Annotated in this window: 11 protein-coding genes; 10 read left to right on the top strand and 1 reads right to left on the bottom strand. The window is 70.4% G+C overall.

What is annotated here, in order from left to right:
• The first annotated feature begins 18 nt into the window (after positions 1-18).
• Complete coding sequence (locus IE207_RS03450) at positions 19-2640, top strand: valine--tRNA ligase (RefSeq protein WP_190182464.1); 2622 nt, start codon at positions 19-21, stop codon at positions 2638-2640.
• 154 nt (positions 2641-2794) lie between these two features.
• A complete protein-coding gene (locus tag IE207_RS03445; protein ID WP_190182463.1) occupies positions 2795-3943 on the top strand; it encodes a sensor histidine kinase in 1149 nt (382 codons plus the stop codon).
• Between the two features lie 15 nt (positions 3944-3958).
• Here IE207_RS03445 and IE207_RS03440 read toward each other — a convergent pair whose 3' ends face one another.
• A complete protein-coding gene (locus IE207_RS03440; RefSeq protein ID WP_190182462.1) occupies positions 3959-5020 on the bottom strand; it encodes a rod shape-determining protein in 1062 nt (353 codons plus the stop codon).
• Between the two features lie 117 nt (positions 5021-5137).
• Here IE207_RS03440 and folC point away from each other — a divergent pair, with 117 nt between their 5' ends.
• From folC to rodA, 8 genes are all read left to right on the top strand, one after another.
• Entirely contained in the window at positions 5138-6676 is a 1539-nt protein-coding gene (gene folC, locus IE207_RS03435) for a bifunctional tetrahydrofolate synthase/dihydrofolate synthase (protein WP_373304660.1), read from the top strand.
• A gap of 3 nt (positions 6677-6679) precedes the next feature.
• Positions 6680-7030 (top strand): DUF4233 domain-containing protein, encoded by a 351-nt coding sequence (locus IE207_RS03430; RefSeq protein ID WP_190182461.1) that lies wholly within the window; start codon positions 6680-6682, stop codon positions 7028-7030.
• Between the two features lie 62 nt (positions 7031-7092).
• Positions 7093-7503, top strand: coding sequence for a nucleoside-diphosphate kinase (ndk, locus tag IE207_RS03425; RefSeq protein WP_190182460.1), 411 nt, complete (start codon positions 7093-7095; stop codon positions 7501-7503).
• 330 nt (positions 7504-7833) lie between these two features.
• Entirely contained in the window at positions 7834-8853 is a 1020-nt protein-coding gene (locus IE207_RS03420) for a rod shape-determining protein (RefSeq protein ID WP_008738981.1), read from the top strand.
• A 167-nt stretch (positions 8854-9020) separates the two neighbouring features.
• Positions 9021-9965, top strand: coding sequence for a rod shape-determining protein MreC (mreC, locus tag IE207_RS03415; protein WP_190182459.1), 945 nt, complete (start codon positions 9021-9023; stop codon positions 9963-9965).
• 13 nt (positions 9966-9978) lie between these two features.
• Positions 9979-10674, top strand: coding sequence for a rod shape-determining protein MreD (gene mreD / locus IE207_RS03410; protein WP_190182458.1), 696 nt, complete (start codon positions 9979-9981; stop codon positions 10672-10674).
• Positions 10675-10687: 13 nt separating this feature from the next.
• Positions 10688-12862 (top strand): penicillin-binding protein 2, encoded by a 2175-nt coding sequence (gene mrdA, locus IE207_RS03405; RefSeq protein ID WP_190182457.1) that lies wholly within the window; start codon positions 10688-10690, stop codon positions 12860-12862.
• Positions 12863-12869: 7 nt separating this feature from the next.
• On the top strand, positions 12870-14072 hold the full coding sequence (rodA, locus tag IE207_RS03400) for a rod shape-determining protein RodA (RefSeq protein WP_190182456.1): 1203 nt from the start codon (positions 12870-12872) through the stop codon (positions 14070-14072).
• The last annotated feature ends 37 nt before the right edge of the window (positions 14073-14109 follow it).

Genomic DNA, 14109 nt, shown 5'->3' with positions numbered 1-14109 from the left:
GCCCGTATCCTGTGGTGCGTGACCGAGAACACGCAGACACCCAGCAGCCCCAACTCCGAACTGCCGACCCAGTACGCGCCGGCCGAGGTAGAGGGGAAGCTCTACGAGCGCTGGGTAGAGCGTGGGTACTTCGAGGCGGACGAGAAGAGCGAGAAGCCTCCGTACACCATCGTCATCCCGCCGCCCAACGTCACCGGAAGCCTCCACCTGGGCCACGCCTTCGAGCACACGCTGATCGACGCCCTCACCCGCCGCAAGCGCATGCAGGGCTACGAGACGCTGTGGCAGCCCGGCATGGACCACGCCGGCATCGCCACCCAGAACGTCGTCGAGCGCGAGCTCGCCAAGGAGGGCAAGTCCCGCCACGACCTCGGCCGGGAGGCCTTCGTCGAGCGCGTCTGGCAGTGGAAGGGCGAGTCCGGCGGCCAGATCTCGGGCCAGATGCGCCGTCTCGGTGACGGCGTCGACTGGTCCCGTGAACGGTTCACGATGGACGAGGGCCTCTCCGAGGCCGTCCAGACCATCTTCAAGAAGCTCTACGACGACGAGCTGATCTACCGGGCCGAGCGCATCATCAACTGGTGCCCGCGCTGCCTGACCGCGATCTCCGACATCGAGGTCGAGTACCAGGACGACGACGGCGAACTCGTCTCCATCCGGTACGGCGACGGCGACGCGTCCATCGTGGTCGCCACGACCCGCGCCGAGACGATGCTCGGTGACACCGCGGTCGCCGTCCACCCGGACGACGAGCGCTACGCGCACCTGGTCGGCACGGAGATCGAGCTGCCGCTCACCGGCCGCCGCATCCCGGTCGTCGCCGACGAGCACGTCGACCCGGAGTTCGGCACCGGCGCCGTCAAGGTGACCCCGGCGCACGACCCGAACGACTTCGAGATCGGCCAGCGCCACGGCCTGCCGAACCTCGCCGTCATGGACGAGCACGCGGTCATCACCGTCCACGGCCCCTTCCAGGGCCTGGACCGGCTGGAGGCCCGCTCCGCCATCGTCGCCGCGCTCCGCGCCGACGGGCGGATCGTCGCCGAGAAGCGTCCGTACAGCCACTCCGTCGGCCACTGCTCGCGCTGCAAGACCACCATCGAGCCGCGCCTGTCGATGCAGTGGTGGGTCAAGGTCGGCCCGCTCGCGAAGGCCGCCGGTGACGCGGTCCGCGACGGCAAGGTCAAGATCCACCCGCAGGAGATGGAGAAGCGCTACTTCGACTGGGTCGACAACCTGCACGACTGGTGCATCTCGCGCCAGCTGTGGTGGGGCCACCGGATCCCGGTCTGGTACGGCCCGAACGGCGAGGTCGTCTGCGTCGGTCCCGACGAGCAGCCGCCCGCCGGCGAAGGCTGGACCCAGGACACCGACGTCCTCGACACCTGGTTCTCCTCCGGCCTGTGGCCCTTCTCGACCCTCGGCTGGCCTCGGCAGACCGAGAGCCTGGCGAAGTTCTACCCGAACTCCGTCCTGGTCACCGGCTACGACATCCTCTTCTTCTGGGTCGCCCGGATGATGATGTTCGGCCTGTACGCGATGGACGGCACCCCGCCGTTCCACACCATCGCCCTGCACGGCATGGTCCGCGACCAGTTCGGCAAGAAGATGTCGAAGTCCTTCGGCAACGCCGTCAACCCGCTGGACTGGATGGACAAGTACGGTTCCGACGCCGTCCGCTTCACCCTGGCGCGCGGCGCCAACCCGGGTGTCGACGTCCCGATCGGCGAGGACTGGGTCCAGGCGTCCCGGAACTTCGCCAACAAGATCTGGAACGCCACGCGCTTCGCGCTGATGAACGGCGCCACCATCGAGGGCGAGCTGCCGACCCCCGAGGAGATGTCGGCGACGGACCGCTGGATCCTGTCCCGCCTCAACAAGACCGTCGCGCAGGTCGACGCGTACTACGAGGACTACCAGTTCTCGAAGCTCAGCGAGGCGCTCTACCACTTCGCGTGGGACGAGGTCTTCGACTGGTACGTCGAGCTGTCGAAGACGACGTTCTTCGCGGGCGGCGAGGGCGCCAGGGTCTCCGGTCGCGTCCTGGGCGAGGTCCTCGACGTCACGCTGCGCCTGCTGCACCCGGTGGTCCCCTTCGTCACCGAGACGCTGTGGACCACCCTCACCGGCCGCGAGTCCCTCGTGATCGCCGAGTGGCCCACGGACAGCGGGTTCCGCGACGAGGCGGCCGAGGCCGAGATCGAGAACCTCCAGGCCGTGGTCACCGAGGTCCGCCGCTTCCGCGCGGACCAGGGGCTCCAGCCGGGGCAGAAGGTCCCGGCGCGCCTGGACCTCGCCGGTACCTCGCTGGCCGCGCACGAAGGCGCCATCCGCCAGATGCTGCGCCTGCAGCCGGAGGGCGACGACTTCAACGCCACCGCGACGCTCCCCGTCGCCGGCGCCAGGGTCGCGCTCGACCTGTCGGGCACCATCGACGTGGACGCCGAGCGCAAGCGCCTGACCAAGGACCTCGGCGCCGCCGAGAAGGAGAAGCAGCAGGCGCAGGCGAAGCTCGGGAACGAGGCCTTCCTGGCCAAGGCCCCCGACAACGTCGTGGACAAGATCAAGGGCCGGCTCGCCAAGGCCGAGGCGGACATCGCCCGGATCCAGGCCCAGCTGGCCGGGCTGCCGCAGGCGTAGCGGCTTCCCGTAGGCGACGCGCGAAGGCGCCCACACCGTCGGTCGGTGCAGGCGCCTTCGCCGTATGCCGTCCCCCGTGCCGAGTGCCGGATATCACCCCGGCGCCCCTCACCCCCGGTCCGATCGCCGACGGCGACCGCGCATGATGGAGGGCATGCACGTCAAGCCCGTCGCCTCGGCACTCCACCGGGTCGTGGCCGCCGGCCGCCGGTTCACCGCGGGCTGGGCCGGGTCGCCGCGTGCGCTGGACGTCCTGACGGCGCTGAGCTGCCTCGCCCTGATGGCACTGGACCTGCCGGGACTCGCCGCAGCCGACCATTCCCCTGGCGGTCCGGCGGCGGCCGTCGTCCTCACCGCCGGCTGCGCGAGCCTGCTGGTGCGGCGGCGGCAGCCCTGGGCCGCATACCTCACCGCTCTGCTGTTCATCGGCTGGCTGCACGAGCTGACGCTGATCCAGTTCGCCCTGTATTCCGTCGGCCGCTACCGGGGCCGCCGGGCCGGGATCCTCGCCACCGTCGGGTACGTGGCCTTCGCGCTCGCCGTGTTCAGCCTGCCGGGCTGGCCCGAACCGAGGGCGCAGACCCTCAGCGCCTTCCTCAGCCTGGTCGTCCCGATCGGGGTGCTCGCCTCCGCGGTCGGCATCGCCGCCTACCGGCACGACCTCGTGCGGGAACTCGACACCCGCCGCGCCGAGTCCGCCGTCCTCCAGGCCGTCCAGGACGAGCGGACCTCCGTCGCCCGCGACGTCCACGACTTCGTCGGGCGGGAGCTGACCTTGCTGACGGTGCGCTCGGAGGTGCTGGCGGTGCGGGCCCGCGAGAGCGCCTACGCGAAGGACTTCGAGGAGCTCGCCGACACGGCGCGCCGGGCGCACCTGGTGCTGAACGACATCATCGCGCAGCGCGGGGAGCGGGCCGCGACCCCGGGCGTGGACGGGCTCGAGGCGCTCGCGCGGGAGAGCGGGCAGGCGGGCTCGCCCGTACGACTGGTGATGGACCCTCAGGCGCGGGAGCTGTCGCCGCTGCGGCAGGCGGCGGTCTACCGGGTGGTGCAGGAGTGCCTGACCAACGCCGCCAAGCACGCCCGCGGGGAGACCGTCGAGGTGTCGGTCACCGCGGACGGCCGGTGCCTGCGCATCCGGGTCACCAACGGCCTCGCCGACCGCAACCCGGCCCGCGCCCCCGTCTCGGCCGGCTCCGGTACGGCGAGCATGGCCGAGCGCGTCCACAGCCTGGGCGGAACCCTCGCGGCGACCCGTACCGAGGACGCGTACGTCGTCGAAGCGACCCTGCCGCGCGGCTGAACGCCCCGGCGGGGCCTACGCCTTCGCCGGGGCCAGCAGCCCGGCGAGGGTGTCCATGTCCTCCACGCAGCGGCCCGAACCGAGGGCCACGCAGTCCAGCGGCGCGTCCGCCACGAACACCGGGATACCGGTCGCGGAGGCGATGCGCAGGTCCAGGCCCGGCAGCAGCGCCCCGCCGCCCGTCAGGACGATGCCGCGCTCCATCACGTCGCCGGACAGCTCCGGCGGGCATTCCTCCAAGGTGGTGCGCACGGCGGCGATGACCGCCTCGACCGGCTCGTCGAGGGCGGCCCGCACATCGAGCGCCGTCAGCTCCAGCGTCCTCGGCATGCCGCCGGCCTTCTCCCGGCCGCGCACGGTGTACGCGCGGCTCTCCAGCTCGGGCAGGCCCGGGACCGGCCAGGCCGAGCCGATGGCGACCTTGACGTCCTCGGCGGTGCGCTCGCCGATGAGCAGCGCGTGCTCCTTGCGCACGTGGTCGGTGATGGCGGCGTCCATCCGGTCGCCGCCGACGCGCAGCGACTGCGAGGTGACGATGCCGCCCAGCGAGATGACGGCCACCTCCGAGGTGCCGCCGCCGATGTCCACCACCATCGAGCCCCGCGGCTCCGACACGGGCAGCCCCGCACCGATCGCCGCCGCCATCGGTTCCTCGATCAGGTGTACGGACTTGGCCCCGGCGCGGGTGGAGGCGTGGATGATGGCCCGCCGTTCGACCGGGGTGACGCCCGACGGCACGCAGATCACCATGCGGGTGCGCGGCCGGCGGCCGGGGACCGCCTTGCGCACGAAGTGCCGGATCATCTCCTCGGCGGCCTCGTAGTCGCAGATCACCCCGCCCCTCAGCGGGCGGATCGCGGTGATGGAGCCCGGCGTGCGGCCGATGGTCTCCTTGGCTTCCGTCCCCACCGCCAGGGCCGTCGTCGTACCGGCCTTGACCGCGACCACGGACGGCTCATTGAGGACGATCCCGTGCCCCCGGGCGTAGACGAGGGTGTTCGCGGTCCCCAGGTCGATCCCTATGTCACGGCTGGAGGCCGTCTTCTGCCTGCTGGCGTCCGTGCTGGTCTGCGGCATTCGTTCCCCTATCTGCTGCCGCAAGGCTTGCATAACGAAACGGTCGCGGAGGCAGCCGAAGGTCCCGAAACGGCCGGGCCGAAGGTCCCCCGGGTCCTCGTCCGTAGACTGGTCCCCGTGAGTGAGCAGCAGCCCGACAGCCACGGCCCCGACGACCTCGGCCGGCCCTTCGACCAGACCGACGAGTTCGACCGGATCGTCGCCGAAGAGTCAGACCGCGACCCCGACCTGGCGGTGATCGAGGCCGGGAGCCGCACCCTGCGCGCACACGGCGGAGCGCCGCAGGGCGAGCAGGTGCCCGCCGCCCCCGCCGACCCGGAGGTGGCGAAGGCGCTCCAGGAGGTGGAGCAGGAGCTGTCGACCCGCTGGGGCGAGACCAAGCTGGAGCCGTCCGTCTCGCGCATCGCCGCGTTGATGGACGTCCTGGGCGAGCCGCAGCGTGCGTACCCCTCCATCCACATCACCGGCACCAACGGCAAGACCAGCACCGCCCGCATGATCGAGGCCCTGCTGAACGCCTTCGACCTGCGTACCGGCCGCTACACCAGCCCGCACGTGCAGTCGATCACCGAGCGGATCAGCCTGGACGGGGCGCCGATCAGCGCCGAACGGTTCGTCGAGACCTACCACGACATCAAGCCGTACGTGGAGATGGTCGACGCGTCCGAGGAGTACCGGCTGTCCTTCTTCGAGGTGCTCACCGGGATGGCGTACGCGGCCTTCGCGGACGCGCCCGTCGACGCGGCGGTGGTCGAGGTCGGCATGGGCGGCTCGTGGGACGCGACCAACGTGATCGACGGCGCGGTCGCGGTGATCACCCCGATCAGCCTGGACCACACGGACCGGCTGGGCTCCACCCCGGCCGAGATCGCCCATGAGAAGGGCGGCGTCATCAAGCAGGGCGCCACCGTCATCCTGGCGCAGCAGCCGGTGGACGCGGCGCAGGTGCTGCTCAAGAAGGCCGTCGAGGCCGATGCGACCGTCGCCCGCGAGGGCATGGAGTTCGGCGTCGTCTCCCGCGAGGTGGCGGTCGGCGGCCAGATGCTGACCCTGCGCGGCATGGGCGGCGAGTACGACGGCATCTTCCTGCCCCTGTACGGCGCCCACATGGCGCACAACGCGGCGGTGGCCCTGGCCGCGGTCGAGGCGTTCTTCGGCGTCGGCGGCGAGCACGCCCGCGAGCTGGACGCGGACACCGTCCGCCGGGCCTTCGCCTCGGTGACCTCGCCGGGCCGCATGGAGGTCGTCCGGCGCAGCCCGACCGTGGTCCTGGACGCCGCGCACAACCCGGCGGGGGCGCAGGTCACCGCGGAGGCGGTCACCGAGGCGTTCGGGTTCAGCCGGCTGATCGGCGTGGTGGGCGCGAGCGACGACAAGGACGTGAAGGGGGTCTTCGAGGCCTTCGAGCCGATCTTCGCGGAGGTCGTCGTCACCCAGAACTCCAGCCACCGGGCGATGCCGGCCGACGAGCTGGCGGCCATCGCGGTCGAGGTCTTCGGGCCGGACCGGGTGCAGGTGGAGCCCCGGCTGGACGACGCGCTGGAGGCGGCCGTCACCCTGGCGGAGGAAGAGGCCGAATACGGTGGGGCCGGGGTCCTGGTGACCGGGTCCGTGATCACGGTGGGCGAGGCCCGCCTGCTGCTGAAGAGGGGCTGAGGAATGCGCACGCTGTGTGCTTCGACGCTGATCGGCGAGTTCTTCGTGATCGGGTTCGCGGGTCTGGTGGCCATGAAGGACCCGGACCTGACCCAGGCGGCCGTGTGGACGGTGTGCGGGATCGCGATGCTGCTGTCGGTGCTGCTGTGCGGGATGCTGTCGCGCCCCGGCGCGGTCCAGCTCGGCTGGGCCCTCCAGATCGGGCTGGTCCTCAGCGGGTTCGTCGTCCCGACGATGTTCTTCCTGGGGGCGGTCTTCGCCGGCCTGTGGTGGTGCTCGGTGCACTACGGCCGCAAGGTCGACGCCGCCAAGGCCCGCTGGGCGGCGCAGAGCGAGGCGCAGGCCGAGGCGTAAGGCGGCCCCGGGCCCCCTGTAGCCTCGTCGGACCGCACCCGTATGCCGCAAGGAGTTACCACATGACCCAGCGCACGCTCGTCATCCTCAAGCCCGACGCCGTCCGTCGTGGCCTGATCGGCGAGATCATCGGCCGCATCGAGCGGAAGGCCGGCTGGACCATTCCCGCACTGGAGCTGCGCACGCTGGACCAGGAGACCCTGGAGACGCACTACGGCGAGCACAAGGGCAAGCCCTTCTACGAGCCCCTCATGGGCTTCATGGCGAGCGGTCCGGTCGTCGTCCTCGTCGTCGAAGGCGAACGTGTGATCGAGGGTGTCCGCCAGTTGGCGGGTCCCACCGACCCGATCGCCGCCGCGCCCGGCTCGATCCGGGGCGACTTCGGCTCCATCACCCGGGAGAACCTCATCCACGCCTCGGATTCCGAGGAGTCGGCCGGGCGCGAGCTCAAGCTCTTCTTCCCCGCGCTCTGAGCCGATCCGGAATCCGCGGCGCGGCCTCGTCCGCGCCGGTCGCCCTGACGCGCGATCAGCCAAATAGCGCTCATGACCTGGGGCGACCGAAGTAATTTCGGTCGCCCTTCGGTATGACGGGCGGTGAGCGGGAACGCATGTGCAGGACACGACGTCACCACTATGGGGGCGGGTATCCGTTCCGGCGGGATTGCCGGAGTCCCGTCGCGCGATGTCCGTACCTGCGGCACTACGATGGGGCCTCCACCCACACACCCACCTCGCCGACCTGACAGCAGCCGCTATCAACTGGAAGGCCAGACGCTCCTCATGGGGAACAAGGGGAACAACATGTCGTTCATCGGCCGTGACATGGCGATCGACCTCGGGACCGCCAACACGCTGGTGTACGTGAGGGGCCGGGGGATCGTCCTGAACGAGCCGTCCGTGGTCGCCATCAACACGAACACCGGTGGGATCCTGGCGGTCGGCTCCGAGGCGAAGAAGATGATCGGCCGGACGCCCGGCAACATCGTCGCCGTAAGGCCCCTCAAGGACGGCGTGATCGCCGACTTCGAGATCACCGAGCGCATGCTCCGGTACTTCATCCTCAAGATCCACAAGCGCCGCTACCTGGCCCGCCCGCGCGTCGTGGTCTGCGTCCCCTCCGGTATCACCGGAGTGGAGCGCCGCGCCGTGATCGAGGCGTCCACCCAGGCCGGCGCCCGCCAGGTACACATCATCGAGGAGCCGATGGCCGCCGCCATCGGCTCGGGCCTGCCCGTCCACGAGGCCACCGGCAACATGGTCGTGGACATCGGCGGCGGCACCACCGAGGTCGCCGTCATCTCCCTCGGCGGAATCGTCACGGCACAGTCCATCCGGGTGGCCGGCGACGAGCTGGACAACGCGATCATCCAGCACATCAAGAAGGAGTACTCGCTCCTCCTCGGCGAACGCACCGCCGAGCAGATCAAGATCACCATCGGGTCGGCGTACGACCTCGACAAGGACGAGCACACCGAGATCCGGGGCCGCGACCTCGTCTCCGGCCTGCCGAAGACGGTCGTCATCTCCGCCGCCGAGGTCCGCAAGGCCATCGAGGAACCGGTCAACGCCATCGTGGACGCGGTGAAGACCACCCTCGACAAGTGCCCGCCGGAACTCTCCGGCGACATCATGGACCGCGGCATCGTCCTCACCGGCGGCGGCGCCCTGCTGCGCGGACTCGACGAGCGGCTGCGCCGCGAGACGGGCATGCCGATCCACATCGCCGAGGACCCCCTCGACTCCGTGGCCCTCGGCTCCGGCAAGTGCGTCGAGGAGTTCGAAGCACTCCAGCAGGTCCTGGACGCCCAGCCCCGGCGTTGACCCGAACCCCCGTAAGGGGGCATGTGGAACACAAGGATCCGCCGTACGGGTGCTACCGCGCCTGTGCGGCGGATCGTTGATATACAGGCACAGTCCGGTGCGAGCCCCGGCTCCGTCGGAGCGGCTCCGGCACCGCGAATACCTACGAGGAAGGCACGCCGCCGCACGTGAGGGACACACGAGAGAGCCGGCTGCTCCTGGTGCTTCTGATCGCCATCGCGTTCGCTTTGATCACGGTGGACATCAGGGCGGGCGAGGAGTCACCGGTCGACGGCGCCCGGCAGGCCGCAGCGGCGGTCTTCGGCCCCGTGGAGAAGGGCGTGGCGACCGCCGTCGACCCCGTCGCCCACGCCATAGGCGCCGTACGGGACTCCGACGAGCGCCACAACAGGATCAAGACGCTCGAACGCGAGAACACCGCGCTCAAGGCGAAGCTGGGCAGCGCGGACCAGACCCGCAGCCGGATCCACGAACTCGACGAGATGCTCAAGCGGGCGGGCGCCGGACAGTACGGCATCAAGGGCGCCGAAGTCATCGGAATAGGAGCGGCCCAGGGCTTCTCCTGGACCGTCACCATCGACGCCGGCAGCAAGGACGGCATCGAACGCGACATGACCGTCCTCAACGGCGAAGGCCTCGTCGGCCGCGTCGCGACCGTCGGCCCCGACACCGCCACCGTGGTCCTCGCCAACGACCCCGACTTCACCGTCGGCACCCGCCTGGAGAAGACCGGCGAACTCGGCTTCGCCACCGGCCAGGGCGACCGCGCCCTGTCGGTCCAGATGCTGAACGGCAAGGCCAAGATCGCCCCCGGCGACCGGCTCGTCACCTTCGGCTCGCGCGGCAACAAGCCCTTCGTGCCGGGCGTCCCGCTCGGCGAGGTGGTCAAGGTCGACCCCTCGCGCGGTGACCTGACCCGCACCGTGTGGGTGCGTCCGTTCGTCGGCTTCTCGCGCCTGGACATCGTCGGCGTCGTGGTGATGCCGCCGCGCGAGGACCCGCGCGACACCGTCCTGCCGCCCAAGCCGGAAGTGAAGCCCACCCCGACCGTCACCGTCACCGTGACCCCGTCGGCGTCCGCCAGTGCCCCCGCCAAGCCGGCCGACGAGTAGGAGCTGACCGCACATGCGCTTCAACCGGATCCTGCTCTCGGCCACCCTGATCGTGGTCGCCCTCGTCATCCAGGTGACCGTCCTCGGCCGGCTGCAACTCCCCGGAGCCGTCCCCGACCTGCTGCTGCTCACCGTCGTCGCCCTCGCCCTGGTCTACGGACACCTCAGCGGCGCCTTCGTCGGCTTCGGCGCGGGCCTCCTCGCGGACCTCGCTCCGCCCGCCGACCACGCCGCCGGACGGTACGCCCTCGTCCTGTGCATCGTCGGATACCTCGTCGGCCTGGTCCGCCCCGACAACGGGCGGTTCCGCTCCGCGTGGGGGCCGCTGACGACCGTCGTCGCCGCCGCGATCGGCTCCACCCTGCTGTACGCGGGCGTCGGCGCCCTCGTCGGCGACACCGCCGCCCGGCACGTGGGCCTCACCGAACTGCTGTTCACCGCCACGCTGTACGACCTGCTCCTCGCGCCCTTCACCGTGCCGCTCGTCATGGCCCTCGCCCGCCGTGCCGACAACGACCCGATGGCCGTCGAAGCGGGCGGCGGACCGCCCCAGGGCAAGGCCGTCTCCTCGGGCTGGCTGGCCGGCGGAACGGGCCTGCGGATCGGCAGCCAGCGCGGCGGACTGCGGCTCAAGACGGCACGCGGCCGCGCCAACAGGGCCGGTCGCATAAAGGGCGTCAAAGGTGTGAAGAGCGTCAGGAAACTGTGAGGGGGGAGCGGACGTGACCAACATCCCGGAGACCGGCCGCACCCCCCGGGTGCAGATCCGGCTCGTCATCATCCAGGTACTCGTCTTCTCGCTGCTGTTCACACTCGGCGGACGCCTGTGGTACCTCCAGATCCGCAACGGCGCCGAGTACGCCGACGAGGCCAAGAACAACCACGTCCAGCAGGTCGTCCAGCCCGCCGTGCGCGGCTCGATCCTGGACGACCGCGGTGTGCCGCTCGCCGACAACGAGACGCGCCTGGTCGTCTCCGCCAGCCGCACCGAGCTGATGAAGATGAAGGACAAGGGCAAAGGCGTCCTCACCCGGCTCGCCGGCGTACTGGACATGAAGCCGCGGGACGTCATGGACAAGGTCCGGCTCTGCGACTCCAAGACCCCCCAGCCGTGCTGGAACGGTTCCCCCTACCAGCCGATCCCGGTCACCCTGGTGGCCACCACCCAGCAGGCCCTCCAGATCCGCGAACGCCCCGAGGACTTCCCCGCCGTCACCGCCGAACCCACCGCCGTACGCCGCTACCCGGCGCCCGGCGGCGCCAACACCGGCCAGGTGCTCGGCTACCTCTCCCCGGTCACCGACGACGAGATCCAGAAGGCCAAGAACACCAACTCGCCGTTCCTGCGCTCCGACCAGGTCGGCCGCTTCGGCCTGGAGCGCACGTACGACAAGGAGCTGCGCGGCAAGTCCGGCGTCACCCGCTACGAGGTCGACAACCTCGGCCGGGTGATCGGCGAGGCGAAGAACGACCCGGCCGTCCCCGGCGCCCACGTCGTCACCAGCATCGACGCCCGGGTCCAGGCGGTCGCCGAGTACGAGCTGAACGCCGCGATGGTCGAGGCGCGCAAGCAGATCGACCGCAACACCGGCGTCCCCTACAAGGCCGACGCCGGAGCCATCGTCGTCCTGGAATCCAAGACGGGCCGCGTCGTGGCCATGGCTTCCAACCCGACCTACGACCCGAACATCTGGGTCGGCGGGATCTCCGGCAAGGACTACGCCAAGCTCACCGCCAAGGAGTCCAACGTCCCGCTGATGAACCGGGCGATCCAGGGCCAGGCCGCCCCCGGCTCCATCTTCAAGGTCATCCCGACCACCGCCGCCGTCAACGCCGGGTACAAGTTCGACGGCAGCTACCCCTGCCCCAGCTCGTACTCCATCGGCGGCCAGGTCTTTCGGAACTTCGAGTCCCAGGGCCACGGTTCGATCACCCTCGGCAAGGCCCTCGAAGTCTCCTGCGACACCGTCTTCTACGGCCTCGCCCACCAGCAGTGGCTGAAAGACGGCGGGCTCAAGCCCGTCAAGCACCCCGGCGACATCTTCTTCAAGACCGCCCACAAGTTCGGCCTCGGCGCCGAGACCGGTGTGGACCTGCCCGGCGAGGTGACCGGCCGCGTCCCGGACCGCCAGTGGAAGCAGCGGTTCTGGGCGGCCAACAAGGACGACTGGTGCAAGACCGGCAAGAAGGGCGGCACCTACGTGGAGCTGCTCAACTACGAGAACTGCCTCGAAGGCAACCTCCTGCGCGCCGGTGACGCCGTCAACTACTCCATCGGGCAGGGCGACACGCTCGTCACCCCCATCCAGATGGCCACCATCTATGCCGCCATCTCCAACGGCGGCACCATGTGGAACCCGACCATCGGCAAGGCCATCGTCAGCGCCGACGGCAAGAGCGTCCGGCAGATCCGGGTCAAGGCCCACGGCAAGCTGCCCATGGACGAGAAGACCCGCCGGCAGATGGTCGGGGCGCTGGAGGGCGTCGCCACCCGAGGCACCGCCGCCTGGCGCTTCGGCGGCTGGCCGCAGAAGCAGATCCCGATGCACGCCAAGACCGGTACCGCCGAGGTCTACGGCAAGCAGACCACCTCCTGGTTCGCCACGTTCACCGACGATTACACGATCGTGATGACGATCTCCCAGGGCGGCACCGGCTCCGGTGCCTCCGGCCCCGCCGTGCGCAACGTCTACAACGCCATCTACGGTCTCGACATGGCCGGCAAGCAGGACCTGTCGAAGGCCTTGCTCCCCAAGCCGCAGGCGCAGCTGCCGGCCATCCAGCCGGACGGCTCCATCGACGCCCCCGAGATCAAGCCCTACGTGCCGCCGTCCCCGGAGGACGTGCCGCCCCCACTCGCGGGACCGCCCGCCCCGCCCGTCGCCCGGCAGGACTGAGGACCCGATGCAGACCGCCAACAAGTTCTCCGTCTCCCGCTACGCGCCCGAGCAGCGCGGGGCGATGGCCAGGCTCACCGCGCGCGACTCGGTGCTGCGCCGGCTCGACTGGCCGATACTGCTCTCCGCGATCGCGCTGTCCTTCATCGGCTCGCTGCTCGTGTGGTCGGCGACCCGCAACCGGACCAACCTGAACCAGGGCGACCCGTACTACTTCCTGGAGCGGCACGCCCTGAACACCGGGATCGGCCTGGTGCTGATGATCGGGACCGTGTGGCTCGGCCACCGCACCCTGCGGGGTGCGGTGCCGATCCTGTACGGGCTCTCGCTCGTCCTCGTCCTCGCCGTCCTCACCCCGCTCGGCGCGACCATCAACGGCGCGCACGCCTGGATCGTGATCGGCGGCGGCTTCTCCCTCCAGCCCTCCGAGTTCGTGAAGATCACGATCATCCTGGGCATGGCGATGCTGCTGGCGACCCGGGTGGACGCGGGTGACCTCGACCATCCCGACCACCGCACGGTCGTGAAGGCCCTGTGCCTGGCCGCCGCCCCGATGGGCATCGTCATGCTGATGCCCGACCTCGGCTCCGTCATGGTCATGGTCGTCATCGTGCTCGGTGTGCTGCTCGCCTCCGGCGCCTCCAACCGCTGGGTGCTGGGACTGATGGGCGCGGGCGCGGCCGGGGCCGTCCTCGTCTGGCAGCTCGGCATCCTGGACGAGTACCAGATCAACCGTTTCGCGGCCTTCGCCAACCCCGAACTCGACCCGGCGGGCGTCGGCTACAACACCAACCAGGCGCGGATCGCGATCGGCTCCGGCGGTCTGAGCGGCGCGGGGCTGTTCAAGGGGTCCCAGACCACCGGGCAGTTCGTGCCGGAGCAGCAGACCGACTTCGTCTTCACGGTGGCGGGGGAGGAGCTGGGCTTCATCGGGGCCGGGCTGATACTGGTCCTGCTCGGCGTGGTGCTGTGGCGCGCCTGCATGATCGCCCGGGAGACGACCGAGCTGTACGGGACGATCGTGTGCGCCGGGATCATCGCCTGGTTCGCCTTCCAGGCCTTCGAGAACATCGGGATGACGCTGGGCATCATGCCCGTGGCGGGGCTGCCGCTGCCGTTCGTCTCCTACGGAGGATCGTCGATGTTCGCCGTGTGGGTGGCGGTGGGGCTGTTGCAGTCGATCAGGGTCCAGCGGCCGATATCAGCCTGATCCGACCTAACGGCGGATAACCTTCCGTTTCCGTTCA

Source organism: Streptomyces cirratus, from assembly GCF_014650775.1.
Lineage (GTDB): Bacteria > Actinomycetota > Actinomycetes > Streptomycetales > Streptomycetaceae > Streptomyces > Streptomyces cirratus.
The sequence above is the reverse complement of the archived record's forward strand: the minus strand, read 5'-3'. Positions and strand labels throughout refer to the sequence as shown.

What these genes read in the sequence shown, in the direction of transcription:
- IE207_RS03445 (WP_190182463.1), top strand. Translation starts at nt 2,795, where the DNA reads ATGCACGTCAAGCCCGTCGCCTCGGCACTCCACCGGGTCGTGGCCGCC.
- IE207_RS03440 (WP_190182462.1), bottom strand. Translation starts at nt 5,020, where the DNA reads ATGCCGCAGACCAGCACGGACGCCAGCAGGCAGAAGACGGCCTCCAGC.
- IE207_RS03430 (WP_190182461.1), top strand. Translation starts at nt 6,680, where the DNA reads ATGCGCACGCTGTGTGCTTCGACGCTGATCGGCGAGTTCTTCGTGATC.
- ndk (WP_190182460.1), top strand. Translation starts at nt 7,093, where the DNA reads ATGACCCAGCGCACGCTCGTCATCCTCAAGCCCGACGCCGTCCGTCGT.
- IE207_RS03420 (WP_008738981.1), top strand. Translation starts at nt 7,834, where the DNA reads ATGTCGTTCATCGGCCGTGACATGGCGATCGACCTCGGGACCGCCAAC.
- mreD (WP_190182458.1), top strand. Translation starts at nt 9,979, where the DNA reads ATGCGCTTCAACCGGATCCTGCTCTCGGCCACCCTGATCGTGGTCGCC.
- rodA (WP_190182456.1), top strand. Translation starts at nt 12,870, where the DNA reads ATGCAGACCGCCAACAAGTTCTCCGTCTCCCGCTACGCGCCCGAGCAG.